This window comes from Streptomyces sp. NPDC047130 (assembly GCF_040643475.1).
Taxonomy (GTDB): Bacteria; Actinomycetota; Actinomycetes; order Streptomycetales; family Streptomycetaceae; genus Streptomyces.
The window spans coordinates 78,049-95,094 of record NZ_JBEYUK010000006.1 but is presented as its reverse complement, the minus strand read 5'-3'; the positions used below and the strand labels follow the sequence as shown (position 1 = coordinate 95,094).

Here is a 17,046-nt window from a genome sequence, read left to right as displayed (position 1 = left end):
TTACCTCCAGGGTGGTTCGAGCGGAAGCCGCAGCTGCACGGGGCGCGGCGGACGGACACGGACACGGTCGACGCGGATCGGCAGGACCGTCTGGCGGCCACGGGGCGAGCGGTTCGCGGGAGGGGTGGGGGTCGGCGCGCTGCCCGGGGATAGGCGCGGGGGCGAGCCCGGTGTGCGTGGGGAGTGCCCACCGGGGGCCTGGGTGGCGGGTCGGGTCGGGACGTGTTCGGCGGGGACGGGGAGCCAGAGTTGTGTGGCCTGACCGGGGCGGGCGGGGACGCGCGGGGCGTGGATCGGGAGCGCCAACTGCTGCCGGTGCCGGGCCTGCGCGGGGTGGACCACGGCTCGGGGGCCGGGGCGGGCGGGAGGCGCGGGAGCGGCCTGGTTCTGGGGCGGGGCGGCGGAGGGTGGCGTGATGCCGAACCGGGTGAGGACGGCCCGTCCTTCGGAGAGCAGCCGCTGTCCACGAGCCCGGAGGCCTCGGCCCGGCTGCGAGGCCGGCGGCTGGCCGGTGGGGTTGCCTCCGTTGCCCGGCCCGCCCGGGGAGCCGCCGGACCCGCCGCCCGGGCCGGGGCCGCCCCCCGGTGGGCGCCTGCGAGGACCGAAGCCGAAGCCGCCGGACCGTCCGCCCGCCCCGGCGGCGGCAAGGAGACCGCCCACCGGAGTCGCCTGGGCCAGGAGCCGGTACATCGCCAGGTTCTTCAGCATCCGCAGACCGGCCGGAGCAAAAGGAGCCGACGCAGGGCTCCCTCGCAGCACGATCTGCAGCGTCCAGCCCGGAATCTTGAACAGCACCCAGAACAGCGCCGTACCGGCGAGCATGGTGCCCAGCTCGTCCGCCCTCGGGATGCCGACGGCTGTGGCCCCCGGGGCGAAGAACAGCTTCAGCGCCAGAACGAACGTCAGGGACTGCGCGACCTGGATCGCCATGCAGCCGCCCAGCGCCTTCCACCACAGACGAGCCACCGGCTCGGTCACCGGGTGGGCGTGACACGCCAGCATCAAAGGGGCGGCGACCGCGAGGAGCGCCATCACCGCGACGCGCATCATGAAGCCGATGAGCACCGCGACGACCAGCGCCAGGACCATGACGGCCAGGAGCAACAGGTAGATCTTGACCCCGGCCGCACCGAACAGCGCGAACGGCAGCGCCCGCTCGACCAGCCCTTGCCCGGCGTCGCTCATGTCCGCGGCGAGGATCGCGTGCGCCAGCGCGTTGGACAGGCCGACCGCCTTCCCCATCACCGTCAGGGAGGCGGTGCCGGCGGCGAGACCCAGCAGGAGCCGAGGCGCGATGTGCCGCAGGGCGTACCGGGTCTGAACCGTCTCGTGACCCATGACGGTAACTCCGCCGGCCGTCACGAACAGGACATAGACGCCGAGCGTGATCCCGAGGGTCGACTTCCACAGCCTCTGGATGTCCCGGTGCTGGGTCACGTCCGGGGTCGCAAGGAGGGTGTCCGCGAGGAACTCGCGGATCGGCTTCATCACTTGCTCGATGAGGTCGCCCAGGAACGAGGTGATCGCGTTCGTGATCATGGAGCCGAAGTCGAAGAGACCACCCGAGCCGTCGTCGACCTCGCAGTCACTCGCGTCGCCGTCCGCCTCGCAGGCCCGGGGCATCAAGCCGTCGCCCGGCCCCGACGACTCGTCGTGCTCCGGGGCGGGACGCGAAGGACCAGCCGCGGGCGGTGGCCCCGGGGAGGGCTGCGGCTGAGAGGGCCGGCCTGGTGCTGGAGTCGGCGCAGGACCCGGCACGGGCCGAGGCTCAGGCGGCTGAGGTGCAGCAACCAGCACCGGCAGGCCGCCGGACGCGAACGCCTGCACCGCGTACCCCTGCACCAGCCACCCCACCGCGAGACAGCCGAGGAGCACCAGGCGCAGGCACCGGATCGCGGCCACGGTCACTCACCGCCGCCCGCGCCGACGATGTTCTCCAGCACGGTGACGAGCACCGGGGCCAGCATGGCGAGGCCGAACCCGATCGACGACGCCTTCAACGCCCGCTTCGCGGACTCGACCTCCCCCGGATCGCCACCGGCCAGCAGGTACCGCACGCCGCCGAACGTCAGGAACAGCGTCGCCAGCGCGGACAGCAACCCGACGATCCAGTTCCGCAGGTTCCTGATCACGGTGGGGATGTCGGCGACCGCCCAGCCGACCGCCGGCGCGACCAGCATGTGCACCGCCACCAGGCCGCCAACGAACACCAGCCGACGCAGAATGCGCAGCCACGCCGACCGGACCGGCGAGCGGCGAGACGGGCGAAGGCGCTTCACGAGCACCGCGGCACCTCCAAACAGGGACGAGAAGGGGGGAGAAAGCCGGCCCGGCGGTGCGAGGTGCGCAGAACCCTGAGCCCGGGGCCGACCTCCTCAGGTCGCTTGGGCTGGTTTCTCGGGGTGTCAGCACGAGACGGCCGCACACCCCGCACCACCGGGACCCGGGCCGGACGGCCGACGGCCGAGGACCCGGGCGACGACGACCAGTTCGCCGCCGTCACCTCGAATGGAGGCGGTCTCCCGCCGCAGTGACACGGCCAGGCCGCACTTCACTCGGACGGACGAGTCCGCCGCCCCGCCAGCCGGTGCCGCAGGTGGGCGGCGAGGTGCTCCTCGGCGGCGTTGCGGTGCCGGTAGAGCTGCCGCACGCTCACCCCGCGCTCGACGGCGAGCCGGCTCATCGGCTCACCCGCGAGCCGCGTACGCGCGATCAGCCGAGCCTCCGCCACGTCCAGCACGCGCAGCTGCACGGCCTGGGCCAGCACCGTCAACTCGCTCGGCGCCTCGTCGCCCCCGACCCCGCTTCGGGCATCGACGAACTCGACAGCCTCGAACGCCGCCTCCCGGTTCACCTGACGCCACGCCGCATACACGAGCCGGTGCACGGCCCGGTCCGCCGCCCGGAACAACTCCCGGTCCGGCCGCTCAACCCCGAGCTCCACCGCGCGCAACGCCGAGGCGACCCCGGCGAGCGCCTCCTGCTCCATCTCCGCGCGCTCCAGGTGCTGCGGCCTACGAAGCCGGGCCAGCATCCGCCGCAGCACCGGCACCGACATGGCCACCGCGACAACATCCCACGGCGCTCCCAGGCGACGGGCCCGACGGACCACCTCCTGCCAGGTCCGCTCCCGCAGCTCCGCCGACGTCGACGGATGCGCCAGCTGCGCACGCACGCGGTCCACCGGCCAGAACTCCCGGTCCGGCTCCTCACACACCAGGTGCGCCGGAAACGTCAGCGGTGCCGGCCCTTGAGCCAGCGCGAGGAACGCCCGCTCCAGCTCCTCCAGCGGAGACGGCGACTGCCCGCGACCGTACGGGGCGGGGGAAGCAGGACGGCGGACAAGGTGACGGTGCTGCATGGCGCATCTCCTGACGACGAGTCGAGAACTGCTTGCGCCGTCACTCCTCGACCCCGCCCGAGCCACCCCCGGACCACCCGCGCGCCGTCACCGAACCACCCGCGCACCACTGGCACGGCCCGTACGAGCACCGCCTCCCGCGCCACCAGGAACCACCTGCGGGAAGTCCTCCGTGGCCGCAGGCGCAATCGAACATAGAAATCTCCGAGCGCCCCAGCTGCGCCGACCGGGCGACATGACGACGGTGGCTCGCAGGTGGCCCGCGACTGGCTCGCTACTGGCCCGGCACCCGGTAAATCAGCTCTGACCTGCACAGACAGGTGGCCCGGGCGCCCACACTCAACGGCAACTGCCTGCCGCCGCGCCCTCGCCCTGGCCGTTCGATGCAGAACCGGGATGGCAAAAGCCCGCCCCGCCCTCTCCATGACCAGGCGTCAGCACAGTCGGACCACCCTGCAGCCCGGAGCCCCCGTCCCATGACGAACTCCCAGCCCGCTCACACCCCCACCCCCGCCACCCCGCCCGCCACCATCTGGATCCCCGACGCCGAAGAGACGAGCACCCGCCCCTTCCCCGGATGCGTCCTCCCCGCCTGGGCCCTCGACAAGATCCGCACCGACCTCGTCGGCCACCCCGAGCACGACCCGGCCCGCCTCCTCAAGATCGCCATCCGCGACCTGGCCCCTGGCGTCGACGCCCGCATCCCCGCCATCGACCTCCGCGCCCCCGGCCCTGTCAGGTCCCGCCCCTCAGCACGGCCGCGCCTCCTCCTCGCCGAGCTCCACCCCGACGCCCTCCCCACGTTCGCCCTCCAGCCCGACTGCGGCGGCACCGACGACCTGCCCGGAGCAACGGAGAACGGCTGGCCCGGCTTCTTCCACCGCGCCCACCGCTACCTCCCCGACGACGGCCTCCTGCTCCTCGCCACCCGCCAGCGACGCGACGCCGGCCAACTCGCCGACCCCCTCGGCCTCCTCATCGCCCACGCCCGCACCGCTGGCTTCCGCTACCTCCAGCACATCGCCGTCGCCTACGCCCGCCCCCGCGGCAACACCCTCGTCCCGACCCCGCCCCGCGACGCCCCGCCCGGCCTCGCCCACTGCGACCTGCTCGTCTTCTCCGTCATCCGCCACCCCTGACCCCACCGAGCGCCGAACACCGAGGAGCGCAGCACCATGGCCCCGTCCGACTCGATCTGGAACACCGCCCCGACCTCCGCCCCCAAGCAGCGCCGCGGACACTACGTCCGCGGCTCCGCCGCCCACCCCGGCAAGATGCTCCCCCAGCTCGCCGCCCACGCCATCGCCACCTACTCCCGCCCCGGCGACCTCGTCCTCGACCCCATGTGCGGCATCGGCACCACCCTCGTCGAAGCCATCCGCCTCGGCCGCCACGCCATCGGCAACGAGTACGAACCCCGCTGGGCCGCCCTCGCCCGAGCCAACGTCCGCCACATCACCGAACACCTCGGCCCCGACACCGCCACCACCGGCCACGTCACCCGAGGCGACGCCCGCCACCTCACCCGCCTCATCCACCCCGACCACCACGGCAAGGTCGACCTCGTCCTCACCTCACCGCCCTACGGCCGCACCGTCCACGGCCAGGTCCGCGCCACCAGCGAAACCGGCGAACCCGGCGTCCTGCGCATGGACGACCGCTACAGCCACGACCCCTCCAACCTCGCCCACGCCAAGACGGACCAGCTCCTCAACGCCTTCACCAAGATCCTCGACGAATGCCGCCGCATCGTCCGCCCCGGCGGCACCATCGTCGTCACCACCCGCCCCTGGCGCGAACAAGGCGAACTCGTCGACCTCCCCTCCGCCGTCCTCGCCGCCGGCAAGGCCGCCGGCCTCATCCCCACCGAACGCTGCGTCGCCCTCCTCGCCGGAGTCCGCAACGGCGAACTGATCACCCGCCCCTCCTTCTTCCAACTCAAGAACGCCCGCGACGCCCGCCGCGCCGGCATCCCGATGTGCGTCGTCCAACACGAAGACGTCCTGGTCTTCACCCGCCCCGACCACACCACGCAGCTGCCCGCCGGCGCTGTGCCCGGCATCGAACCTGCCCTGGCCGCAGGCGGCCCGGGCCGGCCGTAGAAGAGCAGCAGCACGAAACGGCCGGGCGGCAGAGACAACTGCCGCCCGGCCGCTCGCGTCCGGCCTACTCGCTCTCGGAGTCGCGCTGCCGCACCACCCGGACGTCAGCCGGGACATCACTCAGCCGCTGCCGCGGGAAGCCCGCGATGCTCGGGATGACGGGCGCGTCCTCAGCGTCGGTCAGGTAGTCGTCGGTCCTGAGCAGGTCGTCACCGTGGTCACAGTTCTCGGTCATGCCGGTGCCCTTCGAGTGGGTGTGATGGGGGCGTTCAGGGCGGAGTGCCGTTCCCCGGCTCCCGAACGAAAACAACGTTACAGCGACTCGTGACAAATCAGGCGTAACGCGCCAACGCGTCGAAGTGTCGTGTTGGGCGTTGCGCGGCGAACCTGCCCGCACCCTTGCGCGCGAGTAGACCGGTCGACGGTCAACTCTTGCTGGCGTCGCGCACTCTGCTCCGTGCGGCTGCAAGAATCCGCGCCCCGGTAGTACGGCTCACCCCGAACCGCTCCGCAACAACCGCGGCCGTCGGCGGCCGTAGCCCTTCCCGCTCCGCGCGGTCGACCAACGAACCCACCTCCACCACCCGCGCATCAGGAACTGCCGCTACATCCCGCCCGGCGCGCCCCCTGTTCGGCCGCTCAGGGCTCGACTTGGGCCGTCCTGCCCCGGTCCGCGCTGCGAAGTGCCGCTGATCCCCCTGCCGCACCCGCTCAAGAATCTCCCGCCGAGTCCAACGGCGCCCATGAACCTCGACACCACGAGGCAAATACCCGGACACCGCGTAAGCCCGCACGGTCGAGGCATCGACCCCCAGGAGCGCACCCGCCTCCTTGTCCGTGAGCAGGTCATCGGGATGCTCCTCACCGGACCTGGCCGCCGGCGGCACCGGGACGCCCTCGACGTACGCGCGCACCTGCTCAGCGTCGTAGAGCCGCACCCGCCCCTCGCCCTCGTTGACGCGCTGAACCCGCTCCTCCAAGCGAGCGCGAACCCGACGCCGCCAGGTGTGCAGGGGCAGCCCCATGGCCTCGGCGACCTCTGCCTCCGTGCAGACCTTGCGCCCCTGAGGAATCAAGATGAACCACTCTCCCGATCCAGACGAGATGCCGGAGTTGACGAGAGGTTCCACCGTAGACTCGTAGCATCCTCGACAGCCGCTTTGAGGCGGGTGTCGGTGGGGGCCGAGGCCGGCGGATGCCGTCACTTCCACGCGGAGGTGAGCCGTCGGCCTCGCGTGAGCCTGGATAGTTGATCTTGGTGGCCTTCGATGTCTCCATGGCTGGCACGATTCAGTCCGGCAGGTGGGCAACGGCTGCGGTGACGAGGCCAGGTCGGAGGACATCGGGAGATGCTGAGGCAGCATGTGTGGTGTTCGGTTATCGTCGTGCGAATGGATACCTTCGTGACCGTCGAGCCGTGCATGCATTTGTGTTCGGGCAAGTAGACGCGTAACCGACATTCGCCGCACGAACCCACCGGCAACGTGCAAGGTCCCGGACCGCTAGAAGTAAGCAATGGAGATGGTCCGTACCCAGCGCGGCTTCGTGGGCGTTCGGCGCGAGGTCATTCTGCGAGCGTGCTGCGCGGACGGTGGGGGCAACCCGGTTGGCAGTGTCATGCAGTGTGAAGGCGCAGGAGAGAACTTCGGCCACCTGCGGGCAGGCCGACGTATTTAAGAGAGTGCGGTTGGGGGACGAATGAGAGTCTGCTTTTTGATCGACGAGGGTTGGACTTCGCCGGAGGTTGGGACGTGGGAGTGGGTCACCATGAGGCAGTCCTTGGTGCGAGCCTTCATGGAGTCTGTTCCGCGGCATAGGCGCCACGCCCGATTTGCTTCAGGCACTCTCCCGCTATGGCAACTTGCTCAGAATATGGGTGGAGTCGAATTCGCCGTAAACGGCGTTCTTGGCGAACAATGGGCAGTCTGGAACACCTTTCTTGGACCGGATCTTGTCGAACACATCGTGACGTACGATATTGCAGGCATGGTTGTGGAATCTCTGAATCCGGCAGATGCTCGCGCCATGCATATTCGACTCAAAGACCACGAATGGTACTTGGGGGCAGTGCAAGTTCGTCCGGAGATTCCGGAGCACTGGATGGTGTTTCTCAAGAGCATCCCGAGTCGGTTTCGTATATTTGAGGACTCCCTGTACTTGTTCTATCGGGGGTACGAGTTGGAACTCGAAGACACCCGCGATCATGTGGAATGTCGCGAATGGGAAGATTCCAGGATATTTTCTGCCGTCCATTGGGAGGACTCGGGGGCGCGGGAGACAATCTTTGATCCGTATGACAACATCCATTACTTTCGCAGTCTTGGAGAGGTCGACGAACTGCTTAACGGCCAGTTCTCGTCAGCCCTGAGTGAGACCTTGATGCGATGCTCGGATATGGATCCAAATCTCACACAGCGACTGCATGCCGCCCTAAAGGCATTTGAGAATCATGAGACGGCGGAGGAGTTGGCACATGTCTCGGTGTCTTGCCGGCGATTTACTGAAAAGCTGGCTGACTGCCTCTACCCTCCACGGAAAGAAAAAGTCAACGACCGGAAGGTCGGGCAGGCTGAGTATCGAAATCGCCTGTGGGCATACATTGCGGAGAACGTCGATTCGGACACGGCGCGACAACTGCTCCTCGCAAATTTCGAGGACTTGGGAAAGCGTATCGACAGGCTGGACAGCCTGAGTAATAAGGGTGTGCACTCTGATATTTCGTCCTCAGATGTGAACCGCTTGTTGCTCTCCCTTCTAGTCGTGACACATGATTTGGTTTCCCTGCGCCCGCCCGGTGGAGTTTTCTCCTACAAACCATACGAGACCGAGATTCGCACCTTTATGGACAAGGTCTTGCGCGAAGAAAATAATCTTATTCAGGATGTCGAGGAATAGATCGTTCAGTTCACCTCACGATGCCACTGGAGGCACCTCCGGTGGCATCGTGTATGAGACCTGGCCTGTGGTGATGTAGCCTCAAGCGCTTCTTGTCCCATGGAGGGACTGGGGACACCCTATGTAGCCAGACGGGTTCACCCTCGTCGCCCAAGGAGGTAAGCGCCACGGCGACGCTTGGGCTACTGGGTATCCGACCCTTGGAGTGTTTGGCTGGCGCAGGGTCGAATGTCACTTCTGAGCCGTAGCGTCTCTATGTAAATCGTGGAAAGAGATGTGGACGAGTTCGAGGGCGATCGGCTCGCTCGACGCCGGGCAGCGCGTATAGATCCGATCTTGCAATGCTCAGTCACCGGTTCGGCTGATATTTCAGGTGTAGGGCTTGATGCCGATATCGAGATGGAGCGTCCATGGTCGTTGGCCGCGTGCGCCGATCGGGGACTCACTTGCCCAGCCGACGGATTGCGGGCGGTCGTTGAGTACCTCGTCGTGGATGGTGAGGACGCTCATGCGCTGGCCCAGCGTCAGGGGGCCGCGATCCGCGAGGTGCTGGGGTGGCTGCGTGACCACCAGGAGGACTTCCCGGAGGGCGGCCCGGCGTGAGCGACTTGCCCGAGCTCTCTGGAGGGTCAGCCATGTCCAGTTCCCCGCCCGACGCTCAGGCGTGGGGGCGACCAGCCTTCGCGCGGCCGTGGTCGTCTGATCGGCTGCCGGAAACCGCCGGCCTGCCGGTGACGGTTCCGGTGGCGTGGCTCGGTCGGACGTCCACGGAGGACGCCCAGGACCCCACGCTGTCCCTGCCGCGGCAGTTGCGGAACGCCAGGGCGGCGTTGCCGCCGGGGTGGGTGATCGTTGCCCACTTCTATGACGTGGAGTCGGGGCGGAAGGAGCTCGCGCAGCGCGGCACTTCCCTGGCGTACCAGCAGTTCGATATCCCGATTCCGCGGGACGGGAGCGTTGCCGATCTTCTTGCGGAGGCGCAGCGGCCGGATCGTCGCTTCGCGGCCGTGATCTGTGAGTCCATCGAGCGGGTGGCCCGGCGTACCTACTTCGGGACGAAGATCGAGTACGAGCTGGAGCAGGCCGGCGTCGCGCTCTGCGCGGCGGACGAGCCGATCGTCACGGGCCCCAGGGCGAAACGGGCCACGCCGACGCTCACCCGGCGTGTGAAGCAGGCGGTCTCTGAGTGGTACGTCCTGCAGATGCTCGAGTTGTCCTGGGATGGCTTCGTCGAGCACGTCTCACAGGGCTGGAACGTCGGGAAACCGCCGTACGGCTACCTGGCTGAGCGGCTTCCTCACCCGGTGCCTGCGCGCCGGGCGGAGGGACGGACGAAGCACCGGTTGATCCCTGACCCGGTTCGCGCGTCGGCAGTCACGATGATCTTTCAGCTCCGCGGACTGGAGAAGATGGGGTACGACGGCATTGCCGACCGCCTGAACCTCGATCTTGCGGCCTACCCGCCTCCTGAACCGACTCGGCCTGAGATGGCGCTGGGGAGGTGGAGCGGGTCCGCCGTGCGGGAGATCCTCCGGAACCCGAAGTACACCGGCTACCAGGTCTGGAACCGTCGGCAGACGAAGAAGGGGGGCCGGAACAACGACCCCAAGGAATGGGTGTGGTCCCCGATGCCCACCCACGAGCCGCTGGTCACCAAGGAACTCTTCGACACCGTGGCCATGATGGGCGGCCGTGGACGAGGGTCACGGAGCTCGGACGGGCCCAGCCGACATCCGGCAACGCGGCGCTCCTACGTACTGCGGTCCTTCGCCCGCTGCGACATCTGCGACCGGCGGATGTTCGGGAAGACCCGCCACGGCATCCCCTACTACGCGTGCCAGTTGGATCCCAACGAGCACCAGGAGCGCGACTGGTTCCGAGACCATCCGAAGAGCCTGTGGGTGAGGGAGGAGGTCCTTGTCGGGGTGATCTCGAAGTTCTTCGCCACCCGCGTCTTCGGCCCCAGTCGCCGCGATCATCTTCAGGCCCTGCTGGAGGCCGACCAGCCCGCACCGGACGCGGACGGCGCCCGTCGGGCGAAGGAGCGGGAGGCGCTGGAGCAAGCGATCCGTGCGATCGACTCGCGGCAGACCCGGCTGATCCGGGCGCTGGCCGAGGGGATGGGGATCGATGGGGACGACTTGGCGGCCGGTGACCCTGAGCACGAGCGGGTGTTCCGGGACGCGATCCGGAAGGAACACGGGACGCTGAGCGCGCAGCGGAAGGCGCTCGCGGACCAGCTGGCCCGGCTGAACGAACCCGCAGCGGCTTCGGTCGCCGCGGGCGACAACGCAGCCCTGCTGGACGCGTTGCCGCTGTTGGACGTGGACCTGTCCCGCGTCCCGGAAGAAGTCCAGCGACGGCTCTACAGGGCGTTCGGGCTGGAAGTCCGTTACAGCCGGCCCAGGGAAGAAGTGACCCTACGGGTGACGATCCCGGCCCACATGGTTGACGCACTGGTGGCCATCACCCGCGAGGTGGACCAGTGGAACAAAAAATCGGGCACCAGCACCGAAGTGCTGATGCCCGACTGTGGCACTCGCGGGGAACGAACCGGTCAAAACCGGCAGATCAGTTCCCATCTTTCGAGTGCCCCCGGCAGGATTCGAACCTGCGCACACGGCTCCGGAGGCCGTTGCTCTATCCCCTGAGCTACGGGGGCGTGTCGATCGCGTCGTGTTCGTCGCGGTGACGGGTAGAACACTACCAGCTCATCACGGGTGGTCGTGAACAGGTTTCTGTGCGGGCACCGAGTGCCGGGGTGGGGCGGCGCGGGGGGTCCGTGTCCTGTCCGGTACGGGTGGAAGTGCGGAAAACCGGGACGGGGCGTGCACTCGGTGCCTACTCTCTAGTTGTGGCGGGCACTTCCGGCCGGATCCTTGTCGTGGACGACAGTGAGGTGATCCGGCAGCTGATCAGGGTCAATCTCGAGCTGGAAGGGTTCGAGGTGGTGACCGCGGCCGATGGTGCCGAGTGTCTGGAAGTCGTCCATCGGGTGCGCCCGGACGTCGTCACGCTGGACGTGGTGATGCCGAGGCTGGACGGTCTGGGGACGGCGGCCCGGCTGAGGTCGGACCCGGGGACGCGTGATGTGCCTCTCGCCATCGTGAGCGCGTGCAGCCGCCCCGAGGTGGAGGCCGGGCTGGACGTCGGGGTCGACGCGTTCGTGGCCAAGCCGTTCGAGCCGGCCGAACTCGTGCGTGTCGTACGGCGGTTGCTGGAGCGCGTGCGGGAGCGGGAACGGGCCGCGCCGGGAAGCGGCGGAAACTGAGACAGGGGCCGCGAAGAGGGCGCGGACTGTCCGGATGGCGGGACCCCGCCGAAACGGGTCGACCTACCCCACCCCGGCTCCCCTAATCTGGTCCCGTGACCCCCGTCGAGCTCTCGCACACCGTGCTTCACGCGGTGCGTTCCGCCGTGGACGCGGGCGAGCTGGCGGTGGCCGTGCCGGAGACCGTCAAGGTCGCCCCGCCCGGCCCCGGGGGTTGCGGGGACTACGCCACCAACGTCGCGCTACGGCTGGCCCGGCCCGCCGGGCGGCCCGCCGACGAGGTCGCCGAAGTACTGCGCGCCCGGCTGCTCAGGGCGAGCGGGGTGCGGGACGTCGCGATCACCGGCCCCGGGTTCCTGAACATCAGCCTGGACGGGGACGTGGAGGCGGCCGTGGTGCGCCGGATCCTCGGCCAGGGGTTGCGGTACGGGCACGGGGACGGACTGCGGGGCCGGACCGTCGTCCTCCGGCCCGCCGACGAGATCCGCGCCGCCGTCGTCGCCGAGGTCGCCGCGCGGTTGGTCGAGGCGCAGGGCGGCCGGGCCGAGGTCGTGCACGGTGCCACCGCCGGTGAGGGCGACGCCACCCCCGGCGACGCCGGCGACAGCGAGCCCAATGGCAGCAGCGGCACCGACAGCGACGCCACCCCCAGCGGCCGCACCGCCGCCGCCGGCGCCCCCGGCAGCGACATCACCCCTGGCAGCGACGACGCCCCCGGCAACGACAACGCCGCCGCCCCCACCACCCCCCACCTCATCCGTCCCGTCCCCGCCCCCCGCGACCCCGCCCACCTCGGCCCCGCCGCCGCCCGGTGGGCGTTGCTGCACCCCGCGCCGCACGACCGGCCGAGCCTCGGGGCGGAGCACCTGGCGCAGCGGGAGGGCAACCCGCTGTTCCGGGTGCGGTACGCGCACGCCCGGACCCGTGCCGTCGCGCGGAACGCGGCGCGGCTCGGGTTCGCCGCGGAGCCGGGGCCCACGGAGACGCCGGGGCCCACGGAGACGCCCGGGCCCACGGAGACGCCCGGGCCCACGGAGGCGCCGGGCCCCACGGAGGCGCCGGGCCCCACGCAGACGCCGGGTGCCACGAAGGCCACCGGCACCCCGGAACCCCCGCAGACCCCCGCGTACGCCCCCGCGCTGGTGCGGGCGCTCGCCGACCACCCGCGCGTCCTCGCGCAGGCCGCTCGCGACCTGGCCCCGGACCGGCTCGCCCGGCACCTGGTGGTCGTCGCCGACGCCACGCTCGACCTCCTGACGCACACCGCCGTGCTCCCGGCCGGGGAGGAGAAACCCTCGGCCGCCCACCGCGCCCGGCTCGCGCTCGCCGAAGCCGCCGGGACGGTGCTGGCCGGCGGCCTCACCCTGCTCGGCATCGACGCACCCGAACACCTCTGAGCGGCACTGGCGAAGAACAGACGCAGAGCAGAGGCGAAGAGAGAGACGCAGAGACCACAGACATGAGCCGTTCCGCACACCCCGCCGGGCCCCGTCACGCCGATGTCCTGCCCGAGGGGCACTACAGCCCCCCGCCCGCCGACCTGAACGCCCTCGACCCCAAGGTGTGGGCGGGCTCGGTGACCCGCGGCGACGACGGCGCCGTGCGGGTCGGCGGGGTCGACGTCCGGGAGCTGGCCGAGCAGTACGGGACGCCCGCCTACGTCATGGACGAGGCCGACTTCCGGGCCCGGGCGCGGGCCTGGCGGCAGGCGTTCGGCGAGGGCGCCGACGTGTTCTACGCCGGGAAGGCGTTCCTCTCCAAGGCCGTGGTCCGGTGGCTGTACGAGGAGGGGCTGAACCTCGACGTCTGCTCCGGCGGCGAGCTGGCCACCGCGCTGGCGGCCGGGATGCCCGCCGGGCGGATCGCCTTCCACGGGAACAACAAGTCCCTGGCCGAGCTGGAGCGGGCGGTCACCGCCGGGGTCGGGCGGATCGTGCTCGACTCGTTCCAGGAGATCGTGCGGGTCGCACACATCGCGCAGTCGCACGGGGTGCGGCAGAAGGTGCTGATCCGCGTCACGGTCGGCGTCGAGGCGCACACCCACGAGTTCATCGCCACCGCGCACGAGGACCAGAAGTTCGGCCTTCCGCTGGCCGGCGGGCAGGCCGCCGAGGCGGTGCGCCGGGCGCTGAAGCTGGACGGACTCGAGCTGGTCGGCATCCACAGCCACATCGGGTCGCAGATCTTCGACATGGCCGGCTTCGAGGTCGCCGCGCGGCGCGTGGTCGGGCTGCTGGCCGAGGTGCGGGACGAGCACGGGGTGGAGCTGCCCGAGATCGACCTCGGGGGCGGCCTCGGCATCGCGTACACCAGCGACGACGACCCGCGGGAGCCGCACGAGATCGCCAAGGCGCTCGGGGAGATCGTCGGGCGGGAGTGCGAGTCGGCGGGGCTGGCCGCGCCGCGGATCTCGGTGGAGCCGGGACGGGCGATCGTCGGGCCCACGGCGTTCACGCTGTACGAGGTCGGGACGCTGAAGCCGCTGGACGGGCTGCGGACCTATGTCTCGGTCGACGGCGGAATGTCGGACAATATTCGCACCGCGTTGTACGACGCCGAGTACACGGTCGCCCTGGTCTCGCGCGCCAGCGACGCGGAGCCCATGCTCGCCCGGGTGGTGGGCAAGCACTGTGAGAGCGGGGACATCGTGGTGAGGGACGCCTTCCTGCCGGCCGACCTCGCGCCCGGTGACCTGATCGCCGTGCCCGCCACCGGCGCCTACTGCCGCTCGATGGCGAGCAACTACAACCACGTGCTGCGCCCGCCGGTCGTCGCCGTCGGCGACGGCGGGACCCGGGTGATCGTCCGGCGCGAGACGGAGGAGGACCTCCTCCGTCTCGACGTCGGGTGAACCGATGACCTCCGGCGGAAAAGCCGCCGGAAACCGGGGGAGATCCCGGAAACCTGGGTCTCAGGATCCGGACGAACGGAAGAAAGTTCGTCCGGTGCGTGAGACTGGACAAGCGTGGACCGGTAGGGAACCGGTCCGGGAAACGAGGCGAGGTCGGATGATGCGTACGCGTCCGCTGCGGGTGGCGCTACTGGGCTGTGGAGTGGTCGGCTCAGAGGTGGCGCGCATCATGACGACGCACGCGGCCGACCTCGCCGCGCGGATCGGCGCGCCGGTGGAGTTGGCCGGTGTCGCCGTCCGCCGTCCCGACCGGGTGCGGGCCGGGATCGACCCCGCGCTGATCACCACCGACGCGACCGCCCTGGTCAAACGGGGCGACATCGACGTGGTGGTGGAGGTCATCGGCGGCATCGAGCCCGCCCGGACCTTGATCACCACCGCCTTCCAGCACGGGGCGTCCGTGGTCTCCGCCAACAAGGCGCTGATCGCCCAGGACGGCGCCGCGCTGCACGCGGCCGCCGAGGAGCAGGGACAGGACCTCTACTACGAGGCCGCCGTGGCCGGCGCCATCCCGTTGATCCGCCCGCTGCGCGAGTCGCTGGCCGGCGACAAGGTCAACCGGGTGCTGGGCATCGTCAACGGCACCACCAACTTCATCCTCGACAAGATGGACACCACCGGCGCCGGGTACCAGGAGGCGCTGGACGAGGCGACCGCGCTCGGGTACGCCGAGGCCGACCCGACGGCCGACGTCGAGGGCTTCGACGCCGCCGCCAAGGCCGCGATCCTGGCCGGCATCGCGTTCCACTCGCGGGTGCGGCTGGACGACGTGTACCGCGAGGGCATGACCGAGGTGACCGCGGCGGACTTCGCCTCCGCCAAGGAGATGGGCTGCACCATCAAGCTGCTCGCCATCTGCGAGCGCGCGGCGGACGGCGGCTCGGTCACCGCGCGGGTGCACCCCGCGATGATCCCGCTGACCCACCCGCTCGCCTCCGTGCGCGGCGCCTACAACGCGGTGTTCGTGGAGTCCGACGCGGCGGGACAGTTGATGTTCTACGGGCCGGGCGCGGGCGGTTCGCCCACCGCCTCGGCCGTGCTGGGCGACCTGGTGGCGGTGGGCCGCAACCGGCTGGCCGGGGCCACCGGTCCCGGTGACTCGGCCTACGCGGCGCTGCGGGTGTCGCCGATGGGCGACGTGTTCACGCGGTACCACATCAGCCTGGACGTCGCCGACAAGCCGGGCGTCCTCGCCCAGGTCGCCACCGTTTTCGCCGAGCACGGGGTCTCCATCGACACCGTGCGTCAGCAGGGCAAGGACGGGGGTGCCGCCCGCTCGAGCGAAGTCGAGAGCGGGGGAGAGGCATCGCTCGTCGTCGTCACCCATCGTGCGTCCGACGCCTCGCTCAGCGCGGTCGTCGAGGCGCTGCGCGGCCTGGACACCGTCCGGGGCGTCGCCAGCATCATGCGGGTCGAAGGAGAGTAGGCGGAGTCATGACTCAGACTCACCAGTGGCGCGGAATCATCGAGGAGTACCGGGACCGGCTTCCGGTCTCCGACACGACGGAGGTCGTGACGCTCCGCGAGGGCGGTACGCCGCTCGTGCCCGCGCAGGTGCTCTCCGAGCGCACCGGCTGCGAGGTGCACCTCAAGGTCGAGGGCGCGAACCCGACCGGTTCGTTCAAGGACCGCGGCATGACCATGGCCATCACGCGGGCCAAGGAGGAGGGCGCGAAGGCCGTCATCTGCGCCTCCACCGGCAACACGTCCGCGTCCGCCGCCGCCTACGCGGTGCGGGCGGGGATGGTGTGCGCGGTCCTGGTGCCGCAGGGCAAGATCGCGCTCGGCAAGATGGGGCAGGCGCTGGTGCACGGCGCCAAGATCCTGCAGGTCGACGGCAACTTCGACGACTGCCTGACGCTGGCGCGGTCGCTGTCCGACAACTACCCGGTGGCGCTGGTCAATTCGGTGAACCCGGTGCGGATCGAGGGGCAGAAGACGGCCGCCTTCGAGATCGTGGACATGCTGGGCGACGCGCCCGACGTGCATGTCCTGCCGGTGGGCAACGCGGGCAACATCACCGCGTACTGGAAGGGGTACCGCGAGTACGCGGCGGACGGCCTGTCCACCCGCAAGCCGCGGATGTGGGGGTTCCAGGCCTCCGGCAGCGCCCCGCTGGTGCGCGGCGAGGTCGTCAAGGACCCGCAGACCATCGCCACCGCGATCCGGATCGGGAACCCGGCGTCCTGGGAGTTCGCGGAGGCGGCGCGGGACGACTCCGGCGGCCTCATCGACGAGGTGACCGACCGTGAGATCCTGCGCGCCTACCGGCTGTTGGCCTCGCAGGAGGGCGTGTTCGTGGAGCCGGCGTCCGCGGCGTCGGTGGCCGGCCTGCTGAAGGCGACGGAGGCCGGACTGGTCGATCCCGGACAGCGGATCGTCTGCACCGTCACGGGCAACGGGCTCAAGGACCCCGACTGGGCGGTCATGGGGGCGCCCACGCGGCCCGAGGTCGTGCCGGTGGACGCGGCGGCCGCGGCCGAGCGGCTCGGGCTCGCCTGACCTC

Annotated in this window: 14 protein-coding genes, 1 tRNA gene and 1 pseudogene; 10 read left to right on the top strand and 6 right to left on the bottom strand. The window is 70.3% G+C overall.

Annotated features, from left to right (window positions below; genetic code table 11):
- The 3 genes from ABZ836_RS10970 to ABZ836_RS10960 all read right to left on the bottom strand — a co-directional run bounded on the left by ABZ836_RS10970 (position 1) and on the right by ABZ836_RS10960 (position 3,361).
- The gene (locus tag ABZ836_RS10970; RefSeq protein WP_361141275.1) at positions 1-1,623 is read right to left on the bottom strand and encodes a hypothetical protein; all 1,623 of its coding nucleotides are present in this window, start codon (positions 1,621-1,623) and stop codon (positions 1-3) included.
- A gap of 281 nt (positions 1,624-1,904) precedes the next feature.
- Positions 1,905-2,180, bottom strand: a complete 276-nt coding sequence (locus ABZ836_RS10965; RefSeq protein ID WP_166029014.1) for a pilin — start codon at positions 2,178-2,180, stop codon at positions 1,905-1,907.
- Positions 2,181-2,551: 371 nt separating this feature from the next.
- The gene (locus ABZ836_RS10960; protein WP_361141273.1) at positions 2,552-3,361 is read right to left on the bottom strand and encodes a hypothetical protein; all 810 of its coding nucleotides are present in this window, start codon (positions 3,359-3,361) and stop codon (positions 2,552-2,554) included.
- Between the two features lie 476 nt (positions 3,362-3,837).
- On the opposite strand from ABZ836_RS10960, the gene ABZ836_RS10955 reads away from it, so the two are divergent.
- On the top strand, positions 3,838-4,500 hold the full coding sequence (locus ABZ836_RS10955) for a hypothetical protein (RefSeq protein ID WP_361141271.1): 663 nt from the start codon (positions 3,838-3,840) through the stop codon (positions 4,498-4,500).
- Between the two features lie 36 nt (positions 4,501-4,536).
- Positions 4,537-5,463, top strand: a complete 927-nt coding sequence (locus ABZ836_RS10950; protein WP_361141269.1) for a DNA methyltransferase — start codon at positions 4,537-4,539, stop codon at positions 5,461-5,463.
- Positions 5,464-5,527: 64 nt separating this feature from the next.
- Here the strand turns inward: ABZ836_RS10950 and ABZ836_RS10945 are convergent, their stop codons facing one another.
- Positions 5,528-5,698 (bottom strand): hypothetical protein, encoded by a 171-nt coding sequence (locus tag ABZ836_RS10945; protein ID WP_361141267.1) that lies wholly within the window; start codon positions 5,696-5,698, stop codon positions 5,528-5,530.
- A gap of 190 nt (positions 5,699-5,888) precedes the next feature.
- Entirely contained in the window at positions 5,889-6,593 is a 705-nt protein-coding gene (locus tag ABZ836_RS10940; protein ID WP_361141265.1) for a hypothetical protein, read from the bottom strand.
- Between the two features lie 742 nt (positions 6,594-7,335).
- Between ABZ836_RS10940 and ABZ836_RS10935 the strand changes: the two genes are divergently transcribed.
- The 3 genes and pseudogenes from ABZ836_RS10935 to ABZ836_RS10925 form a co-directional block, all read left to right on the top strand.
- Positions 7,336-8,358 carry a hypothetical protein gene (locus ABZ836_RS10935; RefSeq protein ID WP_361141263.1) on the top strand — a complete coding sequence of 341 codons (1,023 nt, stop codon included), beginning with the start codon at positions 7,336-7,338 and terminating at the stop codon, positions 8,356-8,358.
- Between the two features lie 276 nt (positions 8,359-8,634).
- Positions 8,635-8,961: a hypothetical protein gene (locus ABZ836_RS10930; protein WP_361141261.1), complete on the top strand. Its 327-nt coding sequence runs from the start codon at positions 8,635-8,637 to the stop codon at positions 8,959-8,961.
- A 599-nt stretch (positions 8,962-9,560) separates the two neighbouring features.
- Positions 9,561-10,022, top strand: a pseudogene (locus ABZ836_RS10925) (recombinase family protein); the annotation flags it as partial.
- A gap of 926 nt (positions 10,023-10,948) precedes the next feature.
- Here ABZ836_RS10925 and ABZ836_RS10920 read toward each other — a convergent pair.
- Positions 10,949-11,020, bottom strand: a tRNA-Arg gene (locus tag ABZ836_RS10920).
- 138 nt (positions 11,021-11,158) lie between these two features.
- Between ABZ836_RS10920 and ABZ836_RS10915 the strand changes: the two genes are divergently transcribed.
- The 5 genes from ABZ836_RS10915 to thrC all read left to right on the top strand — a co-directional run bounded on the left by ABZ836_RS10915 (position 11,159) and on the right by thrC (position 17,042).
- Positions 11,159-11,629, top strand: coding sequence for a response regulator (locus ABZ836_RS10915; protein WP_356130722.1), 471 nt, complete (start codon positions 11,159-11,161; stop codon positions 11,627-11,629).
- A gap of 95 nt (positions 11,630-11,724) precedes the next feature.
- Positions 11,725-13,026, top strand: coding sequence for an ArgS-related anticodon-binding protein NrtL (gene nrtL / locus ABZ836_RS10910; RefSeq protein WP_361141259.1), 1,302 nt, complete (start codon positions 11,725-11,727; stop codon positions 13,024-13,026).
- 62 nt (positions 13,027-13,088) lie between these two features.
- Positions 13,089-14,480, top strand: a complete 1,392-nt coding sequence (gene lysA / locus ABZ836_RS10905; protein ID WP_356130593.1) for a diaminopimelate decarboxylase — start codon at positions 13,089-13,091, stop codon at positions 14,478-14,480.
- Between the two features lie 160 nt (positions 14,481-14,640).
- A complete protein-coding gene (locus ABZ836_RS10900) occupies positions 14,641-15,966 on the top strand; it encodes a homoserine dehydrogenase (protein ID WP_356130724.1) in 1,326 nt (441 codons plus the stop codon).
- An 8-nt stretch (positions 15,967-15,974) separates the two neighbouring features.
- Positions 15,975-17,042, top strand: coding sequence for a threonine synthase (thrC, locus tag ABZ836_RS10895; RefSeq protein ID WP_356130595.1), 1,068 nt, complete (start codon positions 15,975-15,977; stop codon positions 17,040-17,042).
- The last annotated feature ends 4 nt before the right edge of the window (positions 17,043-17,046 follow it).